Origin of the sequence: Ornithinimicrobium sediminis, assembly GCF_021272345.1 — a bacterium.
In the GTDB taxonomy this organism is placed as follows: domain Bacteria; phylum Actinomycetota; class Actinomycetes; order Actinomycetales; family Dermatophilaceae; genus Ornithinicoccus; species Ornithinicoccus sediminis_B.
On sequence record NZ_JAJSDQ010000011.1, the window covers coordinates 20,006 to 37,691 of the forward strand.

Annotated in this window: 10 protein-coding genes; 3 read left to right on the top strand and 7 right to left on the bottom strand. The window is 67.4% G+C overall.

The genetic code is table 11. The features are described from left to right. The first annotated feature begins 66 nt into the window (after nt 1–66). From LVO85_RS15820 to LVO85_RS15830, 3 genes are all read left to right on the top strand, one after another. Entirely contained in the window at nt 67–1,200 is a 1,134-nt protein-coding gene (locus LVO85_RS15820; RefSeq protein WP_232748579.1) for an aminotransferase class V-fold PLP-dependent enzyme, read from the top strand. A 36-nt stretch (nt 1,201–1,236) separates the two neighbouring features. After that, nucleotides 1,237–2,166, top strand: coding sequence for a hypothetical protein (locus tag LVO85_RS15825; protein WP_232748580.1), 930 nt, complete (start codon nt 1,237–1,239; stop codon nt 2,164–2,166). A gap of 72 nt (nt 2,167–2,238) precedes the next feature. Next, entirely contained in the window at nt 2,239–5,361 is a 3,123-nt protein-coding gene (locus LVO85_RS15830; protein ID WP_232748581.1) for a DUF3427 domain-containing protein, read from the top strand. Between the two features lie 5 nt (nt 5,362–5,366). On the opposite strand, the gene LVO85_RS15835 is transcribed toward LVO85_RS15830, so the two are convergent. The 7 genes from LVO85_RS15835 to LVO85_RS15865 form a co-directional block, all read right to left on the bottom strand. Beyond that, nucleotides 5,367–5,888, bottom strand: a complete 522-nt coding sequence (locus tag LVO85_RS15835; RefSeq protein WP_232748582.1) for a hypothetical protein — start codon at nt 5,886–5,888, stop codon at nt 5,367–5,369. A 66-nt stretch (nt 5,889–5,954) separates the two neighbouring features. Beyond that, nucleotides 5,955–8,762: a hypothetical protein gene (locus tag LVO85_RS15840; RefSeq protein WP_232748583.1), complete on the bottom strand. Its 2,808-nt coding sequence runs from the start codon at nt 8,760–8,762 to the stop codon at nt 5,955–5,957. Next, nucleotides 8,753–12,064: a tubulin-like doman-containing protein gene (locus LVO85_RS15845; RefSeq protein WP_332875455.1), complete on the bottom strand. Its 3,312-nt coding sequence runs from the start codon at nt 12,062–12,064 to the stop codon at nt 8,753–8,755. Before LVO85_RS15845 ends, LVO85_RS15840 begins: the two co-directional genes overlap by 10 nt. A gap of 55 nt (nt 12,065–12,119) precedes the next feature. Further along, the gene (locus LVO85_RS15850; RefSeq protein WP_232748585.1) at nt 12,120–14,795 is read right to left on the bottom strand and encodes a VWA domain-containing protein; all 2,676 of its coding nucleotides are present in this window, start codon (nt 14,793–14,795) and stop codon (nt 12,120–12,122) included. Beyond that, nucleotides 14,792–15,127 carry a hypothetical protein gene (locus LVO85_RS15855; protein ID WP_232748586.1) on the bottom strand — a complete coding sequence of 112 codons (336 nt, stop codon included), beginning with the start codon at nt 15,125–15,127 and terminating at the stop codon, nt 14,792–14,794. The genes LVO85_RS15850 and LVO85_RS15855 overlap by 4 nt, the downstream gene beginning before the upstream one ends. Before the next feature lie 59 nt (nt 15,128–15,186). Then, complete coding sequence (locus LVO85_RS15860; protein WP_232748587.1) at nt 15,187–16,257, bottom strand: GmrSD restriction endonuclease domain-containing protein; 1,071 nt, start codon at nt 16,255–16,257, stop codon at nt 15,187–15,189. Nucleotides 16,258–16,470: 213 nt separating this feature from the next. Next, the gene (locus tag LVO85_RS15865) at nt 16,471–17,589 is read right to left on the bottom strand and encodes a class I SAM-dependent methyltransferase (RefSeq protein ID WP_232748588.1); all 1,119 of its coding nucleotides are present in this window, start codon (nt 17,587–17,589) and stop codon (nt 16,471–16,473) included. Nucleotides 17,590–17,686 lie beyond the last annotated feature (97 nt).

Sequence of the window (17,686 nt, forward strand, 5' to 3'; positions counted from 1 at the left end):
GGATCAGGCTGACGCTCAAACCGCAGTCCGCTACGCATCAACGGCGGACCGGCTAGCGTCAGTGCCATGACGCTCCCCCGGCCTGACATCGACCCCGACGGACTGCTGGAGTACTCGGTCGTCTTCACCGACCTCTCGCTCAACCACATGTCCCGGCGCTTCATCGGCGTGATGCAGCAGCTCAACGAGGTGCTCACCACGACCTACCGCGCCGATACGCTCGCCGTGGTCCCCGGCGGCGGCACCTACGGCATGGAGGCCGTCGCCCGGCAGCTCGCCACCGGACAGCGCTGCCTCATCGTGCGCAACGGCTTCTTCTCCTACAGGTGGTCCCAGATCCTCGAGATGGGCGGCATCACCGACGACGTCACCGTGCTGACCGCTCGGCCGACGGAGCAGACCCACCCATCGTCGTGGGCGCCGGCGCCGGTGGAGGAGGTCGTCGCCGCCATCGCCGAGCAGCGGCCTCGGGTGGTGTTCGCCGCGCACGTCGAGACCTCGGCGGGCATCGTGCTGCCCGACGACTACCTGCGCGCGATCGCGCGGGCCACGCACGAGGCCGGCGGGCTGTTCGTGCTGGACTGCATCGCCTCTGGGGCCCTGTGGGTCAACATAGCCGACCTCGGGGTCGACGTGCTGATCACCGCCCCGCAGAAGGGATGGAGCGGCAGCCCGGGCGCGGCCTACGTGCTGGTCAACGACGCGGCACGCACGGCGGTCCACGAGACCACCTCGACCAGCTTCTCCGCCGACCTCAAGCGGTGGCTCACCCTCGCGGAGGGGTATGTCGAGGGCCGACACGCCTACCACGCCACCATGCCCACCGACACCCTGGCCCACAACCTCGAGGTGATGCTGGAGGCGACGGGGCGCGGGCTGCCCGAGCTGCGCGCCGCGCAGGTCGAGCTGGGCACCGCGGTGCGGGCGCTGCTGGCCGAGCGCGGGTTCGCCTCGGTGGCTGCGCCGGAGTATGCCGCGTCCAGCGTGGTCGTGGTGCACACCGACGACCCGGGCCTGAAGTCCGGGGCGAAGTTCGCCCAGGTCGGCCTGCAGGTGGCCGGCGGCGTGCCGCTGATGTGCGGCGAGCCGGAGGACTGGTCCACCTTCCGCCTGGGCCTCTTCGGCCTGGACAAGCTCGGCGACGTGGACGGCACCGTGGCGCGGCTGGCCGACGGCCTCGACCGGGCGCTCGCGCTGTAGCCCTCAGCCCGTCCCAACCGGCCCTAGGCTGGCCCCATGAGCGTGCTCGACTGGCTGCTCGAGGGCGACCCCAGCATCCGCTGGCAGGTCATGCGTGACCTGCTCGACGCCGACGACGAGACGGTGGCGGCCGAGCGTGACCGGGTCGCGACCGAGGGCTGGGGTGCGCGGCTGCTGGCCCTACGCTACCCGGACGGCCAGTGGGCCGGCGGAGCGTGCTTCCCGGCCGGCTTCCGCTGGGGCGAGTCGGATGGCCAGCCGTGGACCTCGACACTGCCCACGCTCGACCTGCTGCGCATCCTGGGGCTGCCTCCTTCGTCGCCGCAGGGCATCGAGACGACCGCCCTGGTGCGGGACCGCTGCCGGTGGGAGCATGCCGGGCAGCCGTTCTTCAGCGGCGAGGTGGAGGAGTGCATCAACGGCCGGACCGTCGCCATCGGGGCCTCCTTCGGCCAGGACGTGGACGCGGTGGTCGACCGGCTGCTCGCTGACCAGCTCGCCGACGGCGGCTGGAACTGCTGGCGCGAGCAGGGCGCGGTGCGCTCGTCCTTCCACAGCACGATCTGCGTGCTGGAGGGGCTGCTGGCCTACGAGCGTGCCACCGGGTCGACCGCCGTCGTCGACGCCCGCCGTCGCGGCGAGGAGCACCTGCTGCAACGGCGCCTCTTCCGCCGCCTGAGCACCGGCGAGGTGATCGACCCGGACTGGCTGCAGTTCTCCTTCCCGGTGCAGTGGCACTACGACGTGCTGCGCGGGCTCGAGCACTTCCGGGAGGTCGGCGACGCCCCCGACCCCCGGCTCGAGGAGGCGTTCGAGCTGGTGCGCGCCAAGCGCCAACCCGACGGCACCTGGCTGCTCGAGAACACCCACTCCGGCGAGGTCCACCTCGAGCTCGAGGACGGCGACGGCAATCCCAGCCGCTGGAACACCTTGCGCGCCCTGCGGGTCCTTCGGTGGGCCGGCTGAGCAAGAGGATGACCGCCCGGCCGGGGATGACGTCGAGGTGCTGCCCCGCGGCGGGTCTGCCAAGCTGCCGGCGTGACCGGCCCCGCACCTGACCAGCACTCCCTCCTCGAGGGGCTCTTCGAGAGCCTCGTCACCGAGGAGCTGGAGCGTCGGCTCCGCACTCGCAGTGACCTCGATGCCCACATCGACGGCGTGGACGCCGCCAACGAGCCGCACGTGCTGGCGCGGCACCTGGCCAGGGTCGTGGAGTCCGAGCTCACTCGGCGGCGGAGCCCCGACGACCGGCGCGAGGTGGTCAACGCCCTGCTCGACCTGCTGGAGGCTCCCGAGGAGCGGCTGACCGGGCAGAGCCGTCAGCTGCTCTCCCTGGTCCGGCCACCCGCACCGGGCGTCCCGTCGCGCAGCACGCACCGCCCCGCCACTCCCCTGTCCGACGCGGCGCTGCTCACCAACGCGCACGGCGAGCCGAGCATCGGCGCCGAGGTGCGTGCCGAGCTCGCCAGCGCCGACGAGGTCGAGGTCGTGCTGGCCTTCGTGAAGTGGCACGGTCTGCGCCTGCTGGAGCGCGAGCTGGCCGAGCTGCGCGAGCGCGGCGTGCCCCTGCGGGTCATCACCACGACCTACATCGGCGCCACCGAGCGGCAGGCCCTCGACCGGCTCGTCCGCGACTTCGGTGCCGAGGTCAAGGTGCACTACGACACGCAGCGCACCCGGCTGCACGCCAAGGCCTGGCTGTTCCGCCGTGGGACCGGCTTCGAGACGGCATACGTCGGCTCCTCCAACCTCTCCCGCGCGGCGCTGCTCGACGGGGTGGAGTGGAACGTGCGGCTCTCCTCCGTTGCGACGCCGGGCCTGCTCGCCAAGTTCCGCGCGACCTTCGACTCCTACTGGCACGACCCGGCCTACGAGACCTACGACCCCGACCGTGACGGCGACCGCCTCGACGACGCCCTCGTCGAGGCGCGCGGGGGTGGGCGTGGCGGGCGCGTGACCCTGACGCTCTCGGGGCTGAAGGTGCGGCCCTACCCGCACCAGGCCGAGATGCTGGAGCAGCTCGACGTCGAGCGCCGGGTGCACGACCGTCACCGCAACCTGCTGGTTGCTGCCACCGGCACCGGCAAGACCGTGGTCGCCGCGCTGGACTACCGCCGACTGGCCGCCGAGGCGGGCGAGCGGCCCACCCTGCTCTTCGTCGCGCACCGCAAAGAGATCCTGGAGCAGTCGCTGCGCACCTACCGCGAGGTGCTCGGCGACGCCGGCTTCGGCGAGCTGTATGTCGCCGGGGTGCGCCCCGAGCGGTGGCAGCACGTCTTCGCCTCCGTGCAGTCGCTGACCTCGTACGGCGTGGACCGCATCCCCGCCAACGCCTTCGCCGTCGTCGTCATCGACGAGTTCCACCACGCCGAGGCGACGACCTACCGCCGGCTCACTGACCACCTCACCCCCCGCGAGCTGCTCGGGCTCACCGCCACCCCGGAACGTGGGGACGGCAGGGACGTGCGTCAGTTCTTCGGCGGCCGCACCGCTGCCGAGCTGCGGCTATGGGACGCGCTCGGCGCCGACCTGCTCACACCGTTCCACTACTTCGGCATCGCCGACGGCACCGACCTGCGCCGCGTCGAGTGGCGCGCCGGGGCCTACGACACGACCACCCTGTCCGGCGTCTACACCGGCAACGACGCCCGCGCCCGCATCGTGCTGCAGGCCGTGCGCGACAAGATCGCCCAGCCCGACCGGATGAAGGCGCTCGGCTTCTGCGTCGACACGCACCACGCCGCCTACATGGCGCAGGTGTTCAGCGACGCCGGGCTGCCGTCGGTCACGGTGCTCGGCACCACGGCACTGGCCGCACGTCAGGATGCGCTGGACGACCTGCGTGCCGGGCGGATCGTGGCGATCTTCACCGTTGACGTCTTCAACGAGGGCGTGGACATCCCCGAGGTCAACACCGTGCTCTTCCTGCGGCCCACCGAGAGCGCCACCGTCTTCCTCCAGCAGCTGGGTCGTGGCCTGCGCCTGGCGCCGGACAAGGCCGTGCTGACCGCCCTCGACTTCGTCGGCCACCACCGCACCGAGTTCCGCTTCGACCAGCGCTACCGCGCCCTGACCGGCAGCACCCGGGCACGGCTGCAGCGCGACATCGAGCAGGGCTTCCCGTTCCTGCCCTCGGGCACCCAGATCGTGCTCGACCGACAGACCCAGGCCCTGGTGCTGGCCCACGTCCGCAGCCAGGTGACGACCCGCTGGGCGCACATCACCGCCGAGCTGCGAGCCCACCCGACCGACGACCTGCAGGCCTTCCTGGCCGAGTCCGGCGTCGAGCCGGCCGACGTCATCGCCAAGCCCGACCGCTCCTGGGCCCGGCTGCGGCGCGAGGCCGGGGTGTCCGTGCCCGCCGGCGGCCCGCCCGAGGCACAGCTGCTCAAACGCGTGCGTGCCCTGGCTCACGTCGACGACCCCGACCGTGCCACGGCATACCTGCGGTGGCTTTCCGACGACGCTCCCGACTACGACCAGGCCGACCCCGCTGACCGGGCCTTCCTGCGCATGCTCGGCTTCACGCTGTGGCCCGACGGGGGCGGCTTCACCGAATACCAACAGATGGTCGACGCCCTGCGGGCCGAGCCGGCAGTGCGGCAGGACCTGCGGGCCGTCATCAGGCTGGGTCTGGAGCATGCGCAGCACGTGACCGCACCGCTGGGCGGTGACCTCGGCGCCCGGCCGCTGCGGGTGCACGCCCGCTACACCCGGGAGGAGGTCGTCGCGGCTCTCGACTACGTCAGCATTGCCGGGCGCAAGGCCAACAGCTTCCGCGAGGGGGTGCTGTATGCGGCGGACGCACGCGCCGACGCCTTCCTCGTGACCCTGAAGAAGTCGGAGGCCGACTACTCCCCCACGACGATGTACCAGGACTACGCGGTCAGCCCCGAGCTCTTCCACTGGGAGTCGCAGTCAGTGACCGCCGTCGCCTCGCCCACCGGGCAGCGCTACATCCACCACCGCGAGCGCGGCAGCCACATCCTGCTCTTCGCCCGGGACACCAAGACCACCGACCTCGGCTCGGGAGCGCCCTACCTGTTCCTCGGCGATGCCGACTACGTCAGCCACCGTGGCGAGCGGCCCATCGCCTTCACCTGGCGGCTGCGCACGCCGATGCCGGTGAGTGTCTTCGAGACGGCCAAGGTCGTGGCCTGACGGTCCTAAGCCGAGTCCGGCGGAGTGGCTCGCTCCTGGCCGTGCGACTCGATGATGTCCTTGGTCCGCATTGCTCGCTCGCTCAGCTTCTCGTTGAAGGTCCTCGTCGCGCGCGGCTGCATGCCGTCCTGCACACGAGTCTTGACCATCATGTGCACGCGAGTGAAGGGCCCGCCCAGGGGCTCGACGCGCACACCGAAGAAGACCGGTGTCTCCGAGGTAAGGGTGCGGATGGCGTAGAAGTCGCCCTCCCGCGACTCGATGATCTCCTCGACGACGCCCACGATCTCGCCGCTATCGAGACGTGCCAGGCTGCAGACCCACCCCCCGACCCCCTGAGGAGTCCCTGGCACGTGAAACGCACGGACACACGAGCGACCCACCAAGACTTCGCTCTGCGGTGAGGCCACGAACTTCCAGACCTGCTCGGGGGAGGCGTGGATGTCCTCCCACACTCCGACGTCGAGCTCGACGCCTTCCAAGGAGCTCTGCGAGCGACGCTCCCACCGGTCTTCGAGCCGCGACATCAAGCCCACTGCGGTTCCCTTCCTGTGTCCTGGAAACAAACCGATCCCACTGCCGCGTGATGCCTTTCAGTTCCAGACGTTCGGGTCATCCTCTGCCTCAACCTTTGCACCCTCGACCTTCGACTTGGCACCAGCATGCGTGAACGCTTCGACATGACTCGCAGAGCACCGACCTGAAAGGTCAACCCTCATCGCGATGCGGCCCATGGCCCGGCCGACGTCGACCGATGGGAGCCCGCTGGTGTCGTGAACGGGCAGCCAGACGAGTGATCGATCTAGGAGATGCTTGGACCGCAACTGCCCGTCGGGCGTCCAGAAGTCAATGACGAACGGCGTCGCGGACCTCAGACTGACGCGATAGAAGTCCTCGTCCGGTATTTCGTGACCATCACTGAACTGTCCCTGACGTTTGACCAGCAAGGGGGCCAACCTCACGTCCTGACGGTCGACGGCCTCCCGCAGTTGGCGTACGTACTTAAGCGACGCCTCAGCACGCGGACGCCCGTCGCGCAGGAAGGCATGCAGCTCGCGCCGGGGGCTCGCCTTGTTGGTGAGTTGGTCTGCGTCTATCAGGGCGGCGGCTTGCCCCCGTGACCGTCGAGTCTCCGATATGAAGACATCGAAGGCATCGTCCCACTGCTGTTCTAGGAAGCCAGGTGGGCAGAGCACATTCACAGCACGGGTGAGCACCTGCGTCCCAAAGTCCTCATTGCCGGGCTCGGCGCTCCTGGCCAACGCCACGGCAGCCGGGAGGCGTTCCACCTCTGCTGGATCAAGGTCAGGCTCGCGTGGATTCAACGGCGCCCACGGCCGGTGGACTACCTCGGCCAGGATGGGAGCCCACAGCATGAGGCCGCGGTAACGGTTCTCCCACCAGGTGACGTCACGCCGGGCGTTGACGAGCTCTTCTGCCATATGTCGACGCTGATGAATGGCGTCTAGCGTCTGCTTCCGGTAGCGCAGGTCAGCCTTGAAGTAGCGGTGGTTCGCGAAGGCGACGAGGCCAATGAACACGATGACCACCACACCTAGCCACGTCAACCCTTCCTGCCATGTGAGCGTGTCTGTGACCACCAGACCGGTCAAGACCGCGACTGCCACCACGATGAATGCGACGGCGGACCGCCACCCCAGAAGCAAGCGCCGGTATGCAGCACGCAGAGTCTCGACTGCCTTACCGCCCATGTGCTCTTCGGTGGCCTCCAGCTTCGCCCGCTTGTCCTGAGCGGCCGACAGTCGCCCAGCCACTTCGTCGGCCATCATCCACAGTAAGGTTCCCCGACGCCGTTCAACCCACGCCTGCACTTGCCGCCGCGTCGGAGCAGCCGGCTCTGCGTCTGCCACGTTGGTCGATTCAAGGTCGCCCCTCATGTCAGCGGGGCGCGCCCCACCAGTCGAGTGCTTGCGATCCGCGGCTTCACCCTTCTGGTTCCGCTCCGCGTCCATCTGGTCTTCCTGTGGAGAGCCGCCCGCCTGTGACTCGGCTGGCTGTTCTTGGCGATCCTCGGGCACGCGGTACTTGTGGCGGTGCAGTTCCAGGACATCCACGATCCCGATCAGGTTGTCTTCGATCCGCAACGTGTCATCCGGCTCAGGGACCACCATATGTGGTGGGACGACATCGACCAGGGACGACGAGCCTTCGGGTCGGATGGCGTCGGGCAAGGGTCCACCATCGATCAGGGCGAGTGCGACACGCCGAAGATCTCGCCAGGTCTCAGCCAGGGGTGCGTCCGACTCCAGCCCCTCGTCCTGCAGCAGCTCACCCAGAGTGCGTTCTGCCTGCGAGAACTGCTCGTCGCTGAGGGCCACGAGGTGGGGAGGGTCATGAGGTCGCAGAGCGACACTGATGTCAGTGCCTTCTCCAACCAGCTGGGTGGTCAGCCTCCGCTCCACGGAGCGCTCGCCTCGGCGGACCATCCAACCCCAACCGGACTTGAAGAGTCGCAGGTTGTAGACGACAGCACCCGAGGCGACATCGGCTGCCCCACGTCGCTCCGCGCCATCACGCACCGGGAACCGCGTTGGTGGCCGCACCCAGTTGTGACTGCTCAGGATGCGCTCAGTTGCAGCAGTGGTCATGTCAGTCGGTTTCGCTGCAGGGTGGGCCCAGTCCAGATAGTCGACGACTCCACTGTCTGCGATAGTCGCGAGCACACGCGCCGCAAGCTGCTCTACACGATCGGCTCCGATCACTGCCCGGACCGTGGGACGCATGACGTAGAGATCGCCTTGAGAGGTGGTCGAGTCGGAGTTGAGCGTGTCGACCGCACCACTGGGCACGCCCAACCAGAGTCCGGCTGTGGCGCAGATGGCGTTGACTGCATGCCCGACATAGTTCTCGTCGTGACGGACGAAGATGCTCGCTCGGTCCACGTCGGGGCGGTCCTCGGGAGAGACCACCACATTGACCTCCCAGTCCGGTCGCAGGATGGAGTCCGAAAGATCAGTCACACCGCTGGCCGGCACAACCAGCTTGACTTTGTGAAGGTGTGTCCCCAGATCGTCCTCGCCGGTCGCCAAGGGGAGGACCGCTTTGAGCGCCTCGGCGACCACGCTGGCTGCATCGTCGAGGAGCAGCTGCTCGCTATGCTCCGACTCACTCAGATGGACGACTACGAACCGCACCCACGACAGCCGGTGCAGCCCGACCAGGGTGAAGAGGTCGTTCGACTCAAGGCCTTCCGCGGAGACGTGCACACCGGTGACCCGGGCAGGTCCGGGTAGTGAGTGATCCACCGCCGAAGGGCGGAGCCACACCGAGGGTCTCAGCAGCCCGGCACGTGCCCAGGCTGCGGACGCGGCAAGGATCTCGTCTCCCACCGCGCCGTCGCCCAGTAGCACGACGGAAAGGTCTTCGGCGATCAATTCCACACCCCGGGATCGTCCCCTGCAGTGACCGACTCTGTTGCGCGGATCAGGTCATGCAAGGCGTTGATGATGTCGTGACGAAGGTCGTAGGCACTCGGTACGTCCAGTGGTTCGTCGGGCCTCTTCTGCAGGAAGAAGCCCTCGTAGGCGACCGTGAGTTTACGGAAGCTGTCGATGACTTCGTTCTTGCGCTGCTCCCAGTCTGGGTCCGGCGCTCCGGACTGTCCCATCAGGATCCAGTTGCGCAGTTCGGGATTGAGGTCGTCGTAGTTCTCCACTCCACCACTGCCAGACTTCCCGAGCTCGCGTAGTCGGGTGTAAGGCGCCATGGGCCTGAGGCTGGCGGAAGTGTTCACCTCGACCATGGCGAGCAGGATTGACTCCAGTACGACGGGGAGGTACTGCTGCGGCGGGATCGTTGACCCGGTGAGCAACGGCTCTGGGAATGGTAGCCAGGACCCCTCGCCCCGGGCGCTCGACTGGAAGATGGTTGCGCTGCCGTCAGCGAGGGTCAGCTGCTTGAGCCGGCTCGCCGTGAACCAGCCCCTGATCATCGCCTGCCTGATGCTGGGGGACATGGGCAAGCTTTCCGCCAGCGGCCGCGCTCGACGCCAGCGCCAGAACTCCTGGATCAGGTCAGACGTGGTGTTGCGCCGCCCCCACTCGCGGGCCACGGGTTGCATGAGGCTGTCGAACACAACGGGCTCGAAGGGTCGGTTGAGGGTGGCAAACATGTCGATAAAGGACTGGCCGCCTTCCCCGAAGGCACGCTCGACTTCAGCGGACCACTGACCCCTGCTCTGCAGGACCTTCTGGACGACCTCCCTGGCCGGGCTCCGCTCGGCGAACGGAATCTCACTGAACCGCACCGACGAGCGCGGCTCGGCCTCCTCATGTACCTGAACCAGGACCTGTGGATTAATCTTGACCAAGGGGGCTGAGGCGTTGAGTGCGGCAATGAGCGCGCCTTCGAATCGTTGGAGTCGATCGGCATGCACGGAAGGATCGACCCCTTCGGGCGAGAGATAGCCGGCGAGGTTCTCAGCCATGTAGCGGCTCATGGCAGTGCCGCCTTCCACCAGCCAGGTGTCGGCACGCCTGAGAAGGTGGTCCCCAGATGCCAAGACCTCGAAACTGGCGATGGCAGGCGAGTCGACAGCGGCCACTTGGCTCTGCGGAACCCAACTGCTGCTGCGCTGAATGAACCGCTGTTCGCTACCAGCGGCGGGCTCTCCTGTGAGAATCCCCTGCACCACCTGGTCCATGGCCGTCGTGCGTTGGTCGGTCCCCATCGTGCGCTTGACGAGGTCTTCGAGTATCTGTGGGTACTCCAAAGTCTTCGCGAGCAGGAACTCGTTAGGCGCCTCGGCCAAACGGCCCGGAACGATATCGCCGTCGGGCCAGTCGCTGATGCCGTGCTCGCCCGCACTCGGGGACGCCAGCTCCTCCTGCTCCAACCGACGGACAGCGAACCGCAGCGACTGCTCGAGCGGCCGTAGGACCCCGCTGACCAGATCTGGGACCAAGTCCGCTGCCAGCTCACGAAGTTCCGCCTCGGCGTGAAGGTGCATAGCCTCGGCAGCCGCCCTCGTGCCCTTGCGGATGACAGGGTTGTCTGGCAGCAGCCGATCGGCGTCGACGTCGAGTGCCTTGGAGACCTCGGACATCCCGTCGTTGGCCCAGCGAGCGTACTTCTGTGCTTCGGCGCGCATCTCGTCGGCGACCACCTCCATCTCAACGACAAGCCGCTGAAGGAGCAAGACCGTGACCGGTCCGCCGACACTCGCGGCTTGCTGTGCGACCTGGGTCACGACACGACCCTGGATCTCCTCAACCCAGCGCACGGCATTCTCGCGACGGCCCTCGCTGATGGTGTGCAGGTAGGCAGCGCGTCGGTCACGTTGAGCCCGCTGGATGCGGTTGCCTACCTCACCTGCCGGCTCACCCTTCGTGCCCATGTTCTTCTGCACCTGCTCGAAGATCGCCTGCTCAGTGGCTTTCGATGTGTCGACCGCACTGGCAGGACGAAGAGCATCGATGATGTCGTTGTGAGCCTCGGTCCGCTCGTCTAGGCCGGAGTGCGCAAGGAAGCGAGGGAAGACACGGTCGGCCGACTCCTGGGCGAGCAGGTGGTCGCTGCGATCGTCGCCTTCCTTCCGAGTGTCGAGGTGACGACGCAAGAAGCGTTCTACGGCCGCTCGCGCCAGCCGCTCGCTGGCGTACTGGCGGAAACGGTCACGGCCAAGGCCCACGCGGGAGGAGCCCAACGCTGAGAACGGCGTCTCCGTGCCTTGAACATGCAGCGGCATGTGGTCCACCAGCGAACTGGCAGCGGACGACCAGTTGCCCTGCAAGTAGGCCGTGATGCGGTCCTGCAGCTCCGGACTGGCGACCCAGGCGCTGATGGACCGGCCCATGGCGCGGTAGATGTCATTCTGGGTGCTGTAGGAGACGTACTCGTTGCGATTCCCCACTAGGAAGGGGTACCGCGGCCCGAGCCGGTTGGCAGCCCCGACCTGTACGCCCTTCATCGCAAGCAGGCTGGCGGTATCTTCTGAGGGGCCGTCGCTGTTCCAGTACCCAGCGAGCAGCTCCCCCAGCGTGGCCAGCGAGTTAGGACGCACTCCCTTCCGGTGCTCCTCGGGGAGGTAGTCGAAGACGTCGGGGGCGTACATCAGACCGAGTGACTCCGAGGCCCACGTGTCTCCGAGCGCCCGGATCGCATCGCACACGTCGATGACCGCGCCTGCGCCACTACCACCGGCGATCGACGAGATCACGATGACCGTCGGATCGGCCATCAGCGGGCTGGCCTCACCCCCGAGCAACTGGGTGAGTCGTTGCAGCTCGCCGATAACCTCGGTGCCGGTGAGTGCCCTCTTCGCATCGTCGAGAGCGACATGGATCTTGTCTAAGCCCGTCAGTGTCACCATCCGACCGATCGCCCGGAACTGGCCCGCGCCCTTACTCACGGGGATATTCACCTTGTTCGGATCCGGCCGCCACGTGCAGAGCGCATCCTTGGCCACGTCACTGGCGCCACCACTGAGGGTCGCATCTAGCGTGCGGTAGGTAAGGCCCGGGCCCACCAAGCCGGTGTAGTCACGACTGGGAAGCTGCCTCGGCAGGTCGGACTCCGCCCCGTCGGCCGATGTCGGCACGTCCACGTTGACGAACTGCCACGCCTTGGGGAGGTCGTCCTTCCATCCTGCCTGCTGGAGCCGACGCAGCAGCTCCTCTCGCACCACCCGCAGAGTCTTGCCCCCGGAACCGCCGACACCGACAAGCAGAAATGGTCTAAGCACAGTCTCTCCTTTGTTTGGCCCTCATCACCGCTGCGTGAGGGATAGGGACGATGAGTTACTCGTCAAAGATCGATCGTGGCCGGTCCGGAGGCTCTTCCTTCTGATCGCGTCCGGCAGAGTCGCCGCGACCAGAGGTAGGCCGGTCCCAATGGCCCGACGACGCCGGCCGCCCTTCGTCGGCCTCACTTGCATCGTCGTCCCAGAGCGACTGTGGTGGCCTCTCGGAACCGCGCTCAGCTTCAGTCCCAGTTGCAGAGACGTTGCCCGCCGGAACTACGGCTTCGTCACCCGCCGAGCCGGGTTCCATCTCGACCAGGGTGGTGTGGAGCTCGTGCCAGCCCGCGAACTCTGTCAGCATCTGACGGCGCCGGTCTATCACTCCGGTCAGGTTTGGGTCGTCCTCGTCGACGACATACAGCTGAGCCTCCACATAGCCATCCTCATCTTGAAGCGGGCTGGCCAGCAGGAAGAAGACGTCACGCAGGTCCTTCTGTGCCGGCGCGGAGCGTCCTTGCTGAGCGGTATAGGGGGGCACGTTGCTGAGCAGAACACGCTCGTCGACGGTGTGACGCGCCTCGAACCGAGGCTCCCCCAACAACCAGACGGGAAGTCGGCGACGGAGCGTCAGGGGACCGATCACCAGCCGACTTCGTCGCTGAGTCTTGCCCAGTCGGAGCCCTTCGAAGTCATCGAGTGTCAAGATGTCCGGCCTTGACTGCGGCTGGACACCAGTAGGCCCGAGACGGACCCTCGAGGACGCCCACACCGTCCGCGGTCCGACCATGAACGTCCCATTGACAAGGTTCGCCACGAGGGTGATCAAGAGCGGGATAGCAAGCGCAACCGCGACGAACATGACCACCAGGGTCCATCGAGTCGTCTCGTTGATCGGCCGGACCATCGAGGCCTCGAAGGGCACACCCACGGTGACCTCACCTGCACCATCGACCTCCGACAGCACCAAGTCGACTGTCCCGTCGATGCGTCCGTCCGCGGGAGCGGCCGGGATGATTTCGACGGGCCACTCCACTACCGACTCCGCCGGAACAGTGATGCAGTCCTCGGCAAGGATCACGCCCACATCACCAGCGAGCTCCGGTGCCTCTACGGCAACGTTACCGACGCAGGCGCGGCTTTCACCGCGTTCGCTGCCTCGGAGCTGCAGGACACCACGGGACGTGCCCTCTCCGACAATCGTCGGAAGAACGAGCTCGGCCGTCTCAACCGTGGCATACGAGGGCGGCAGCACCGAGCGGACACGCGCAGCGGCGGTGATGGGTCCAAGCGCCACGCCCGTCGGGCTGCTTACTGCCTCCGCCCGAGCCACCACGTCGAGCGTCGAAGGAACCTCGTCGAGCGGCAACGCATGCTCCCCAACCAAGTTACCGTCGTCAGTTGCGCTCAGAGCTACAGGTGTGCCGTCGACCTCCAGGATCACAGACAGAGACTGGTAGAGAGATGCATCAACAGGGGTACCATCCGCAAATTGAACGCTGACCTCGACTGCCGAGCTCTCTCCGACGACCAATCCGTCAGGAGCCGCAATCTGAAGGGTGGCGCCCCAGAAGTAGTAAAGATCGACAACCGTGATGCTGTCGAGGGTGGCGCGGGTATCCAGCACCCACCCTCCCCCTTCGGAGCCGCCTGAGTCGAAGGTCACTGTCGCGACCGTCAGGCCCTCGCGCACCGTCACGCTGAGTGAGGCATCGCGGAACCCTTCGGATTGGCTACCGAGGGGCTGCGACGTCCCGTTGGGAGCAATGATGGTAGGCGGTATCTCAGGGTCGACCCCATCGAGGACCAAGCGGAAACCACTCAGGCCTGCGTCGACAGGCACTGCGAACTCTCCCTCGACGCATTCCGAGCCAGGACAGGTCGTGCTGCCTGCCTGCTGTCCACCCTCCAGCAGGGTGCCGGCGCCCGCAAAGACCCGTTGGAGAGCGCCGGCATCGGTGGCGCGCAGATAGGCACCAGAGGCAAAGTTCTCCGGGATGGGCGTTGTCCCGCACTGGGTCTGATCCGCGCGACCCTCCGCGACTGCCCTCAGCAGGTCGGCATCCTCCGCGCTCACAGCGGTGCTTCCCTCGTCAGCGAAAAGTGCGAGTGCCACGACGGCGATCTGGTCACCGCGCACGCTGTCCGCGATGCCCTGAGGGTCGCAGAGGTCTGCCTGAGCGGTCTCCGTCGCATCACCGACGTCAAGTCGACCGTCTGTGAACCACAGGATCACCTTGCAGGCTTCGTCGTCCACCTGCGCGGCTCGTCCTTCGAGTGACGTCTGAGCCCCACCCAGAGCAACGCGGTAGTCGGTGTAGGCTCCGGCGTTGCGCGTGGGCAACTCCTGCTGTGCCGCTGCGCGTAGCCGGTCCGGCTGGTCGTCGCTCAAAGACCCCCACTGCACGAGTGGCAGGTGGCTGCCATCGAACACAGCGAGATCCACCTGTACGTCGAGCTGGTCACCAGCCGACTCGCGGAGGGAGGTCAGCGCGTCAACAGCAGTTTCAACCGCAACGACGCGCTCATTCTCCGGGTCCGTTGTCCGCAGGCTGCCCGATTGGTCCACCACCACGGAGACCAGCAGCGTCTCGGACGACGAGACGCACGCGGCGACATCGGCAAAGGCTCGCTCGCCGATCTCGGACAGCTCACTTTGGGCATGGCCCGAGGGGACCACGAACACTAAGGCCGCCACCAGGGCAAACGCGGCAGCGAGCCGACTCAGGACTCTCATCGCGCCAGCTCAGTCGCGACGACGAACGCGTGCCAGACCGCCGCCAACAGACCCAAGACCATAGCCGCGACCGCCAAGCGGTCATAGGCGTAGCGTGGATCGAAGTACCGCGTGCTGCGTCTGGTCTCGTCGCGAAGGTAGCGATGCGCGCTAACCGCAAGGGGGGTCAGCACGCCTCCGAGGGTGTAGCCGACGATTGCCAACCCAAATGAGTCTGGATCCGTCGTGTCGGTCGCCAGTCCTGCTAGGACAACAGCAGCCAGCGCACAGAACGCCGCGAGGACGGACGGCCAGAGCGGCGCACGGCGCGTTACAACGTCGGACTTAGTCATGGATTCCCCTTCCGCGGCACACAGTAGGCCACCCCACCGACACTCGGTCAACCGGAACGTCAGTCACCGAGCAGGCTCTTGTCCGACGCGTCACAGCCCAGGATCAGGTCCGTGAGTGCCCTTCTCTCGGAACCCGTCACCGCCACACCGTAGGTGTCCTTGACCCACACCACCTGGAGAGCGAAGCCGCAATGTGCAGTGTCCGCGGGCGGCAGCCAGCCGGTGACGTCGAGGCTTCCCTTGGTCATGTTGACCTCACCGAAGGTGACGACAAGATTCTCGGGGTCATTGGCGAATCGCTCACGCCGCTCGCGGGGCCATGCCGAAGCGCCTTTATTCCAGGCATCGGCGAGCGCCACGATGTGGTCCACGTGCAGCTGCCCGGCGTTGCCAGCCCCGCGCTCGAACTCGAACGCCCCACCGGAGTAAGGATCAACGAAGGTGCCCACCGCCGCGACACACCCCTGAGTGCCCTCCCGAACGACGAGATCCGAGAGGTCGCGTCGCAGCATGTCGTTGCGCGTGTCGCACCCGTTCCGATCCGTGTCGAGCCACTCCTGGCCGAAGGCTTCGCGGTCGTAGGGAGGCGCACGGGGAAGCGCAGCCGCGGACGGAAGCCGTTCGACCGCGTCAAGGGGGTCCCACAGTGGATCGATGTCGGCCAGCGCCTGGGGGGCCACCAGATTCGTGGAAGGCGCTGCCGCCTCGGCGTCGGGAGTGGATGGCTTGGCCTCTGATGCCGAGGTTTCGGAGTCGAGCACTGATTGCTCCGGGGTGGTCGGCGTCGGTTGACTCAGCCCTGAAGGGTCCGACTCAACGGCCTGCTCTTTTACAGTGACCCGATCAGCGCCGCGGAGCCCTCCGCCCTGGGCCTCATGAAGCAACCACGCCCACCCGAGGAGGCTCCCAACAATGATGAGGCTGATCACGAGAGCGATCAGCCGGGCACTGAAGCGTGGACTCCTGCGCGAGACTTCAGGCTCTCGCGTGTCATGGTCGTCGTCGAAGAGCGACTGTGGACGCTCGGACTCCCACGAGATCGAGGGTTGGTCTGCCCCGTCCCCCTTACCCATGTCATCCATCATCTCGGATTTTGGCACACGGTTGGCCCTCACGGGGTCCAAGAGCATCAGAGGACGGTCGTGATACGCGAACTCAAGAGAACCGGTCTTCTCGGAGGGCGGACTGCATGGCTCTCCGACCCAACTGGTAGCTGTTTGACATAGGTCTGTGTGCGATGAGCCGCCCGGAGCGCCCCACCGGCACCGCGTCATACCGCAGGCGGCAGCGCGACACCCCGGCGCTCGTGCGAGCACCGGGGCGCGCGGCTTCTGGGCTGGTGTTCACCGGCGCGCGATGTAGTAGCTGTTGATGAAGTCCTCCTCCAGCCGCTCCACCCGCACATCGCCGAAGCCGGCGTCCGCGAGCATCTGTCGAGCGAGCTCCGTGCCCCAGGCGGTGCCGAGGCCGTCACCGTCGAGCGACAGCGACACGGTCATGCAGTGCATCGTGGACACGGCGTAGAGGTACGGCGCCCACGGCAGGTCCATGTTCTTGTCGACGTCGCTGGAGGCGTGCATGTCGACCATCAGGAAGACCCCGTCGGGGTCCAGGTGCTCCGCGACCTGCTCCAGCACCGTCGCGGGGTGCGCCTGGTCGTGGACGGCGTCGAACGCCGTGACCAGCCCGAAGGTGCCGCTGCCTGCCAGGCTCGTCACGTCACGCAGCTCGAAGCGGGCGTTCGCCAGTCCCCACTCCTGGGCCTCCGCGCGAGCCACCGCCAACGCGTCCTCGGAGAAGTCGTAGCCGACGAAGTCGCTGTCCGGGTAGGCACGCGCCAGGAGGTTCACCGCGTGGCCCTGGCCGCAGCCGATGTCGGCGACCCGGATGCCCTGGGCCAGCCGGTCGGGCAGCTCGGGCACCAGGGGCACGATCCGCTCGAGGAGCGCGGCGTCGTTGGTGTCTGCGCTCAGCTCGGCCATCACCTCGTGGAACCGGCCGAACCGGTCGTAGGGCACTCCCCCGCCCTCGGCGAAGCACCCCACCACCTCCTCTTCCACCTCGGCCATCAGCGGCAGGAACTGCATCACTGCAGCGAGGTTGTCCGGACCGGAGGCCCGGGTCAGCACCGCAGCGTGCTCCTCGGGCAGGCGGTAGGTGTCGTCCGTCGGGTCGTGCACCACGACGCGCGCCGTCGTCATCGCGCCCAGCCACTCCCGCACGTAGCGCTCGTGCAGCCCGGCCGTCGCCGCGACCTGTGCACTGGTCGACGGAGGCAGGCCCGCCATCGCGTCGAACAGCCCGGTCCGGTGACCGACGCTGGTCATCAGCGCCGTCGACCCCGCGCTCAGCGCCCCGAGGAGCTCGCCGGCGAACCGCTGCACCTGCCCCGGGTCCGGGCCGGCCGTGTGCCCCTGGTCGAGGGTCGCGGTCTGGTCTGCGTATGTCGTGTCGGTCGTCATGGGTCCGCTCCTTCCGTCTCGTCGTGCGGACCTCACCAGCCTCACGCCACCCCGGCTGCCGGCACATCGGCCGAATCATGCAGACGGTGTGCAGGGC

Bases quoted from the DNA above. Each gene is read 5' to 3' on its own strand.
- LVO85_RS15820 (WP_232748579.1), top strand. From the start codon at position 67: ATGACGCTCCCCCGGCCTGACATCGACCCCGACGGACTGCTGGAGTAC.
- LVO85_RS15825 (WP_232748580.1), top strand. From the start codon at position 1,237: ATGAGCGTGCTCGACTGGCTGCTCGAGGGCGACCCCAGCATCCGCTGG.
- LVO85_RS15835 (WP_232748582.1), bottom strand. From the start codon at position 5,888: ATGTCGCGGCTCGAAGACCGGTGGGAGCGTCGCTCGCAGAGCTCCTTG.
- LVO85_RS15850 (WP_232748585.1), bottom strand. From the start codon at position 14,795: ATGAGAGTCCTGAGTCGGCTCGCTGCCGCGTTTGCCCTGGTGGCGGCC.
- LVO85_RS15855 (WP_232748586.1), bottom strand. From the start codon at position 15,127: ATGACTAAGTCCGACGTTGTAACGCGCCGTGCGCCGCTCTGGCCGTCC.
- LVO85_RS15860 (WP_232748587.1), bottom strand. From the start codon at position 16,257: ATGCTCTTGGACCCCGTGAGGGCCAACCGTGTGCCAAAATCCGAGATG.
- LVO85_RS15865 (WP_232748588.1), bottom strand. From the start codon at position 17,589: ATGACGACCGACACGACATACGCAGACCAGACCGCGACCCTCGACCAG.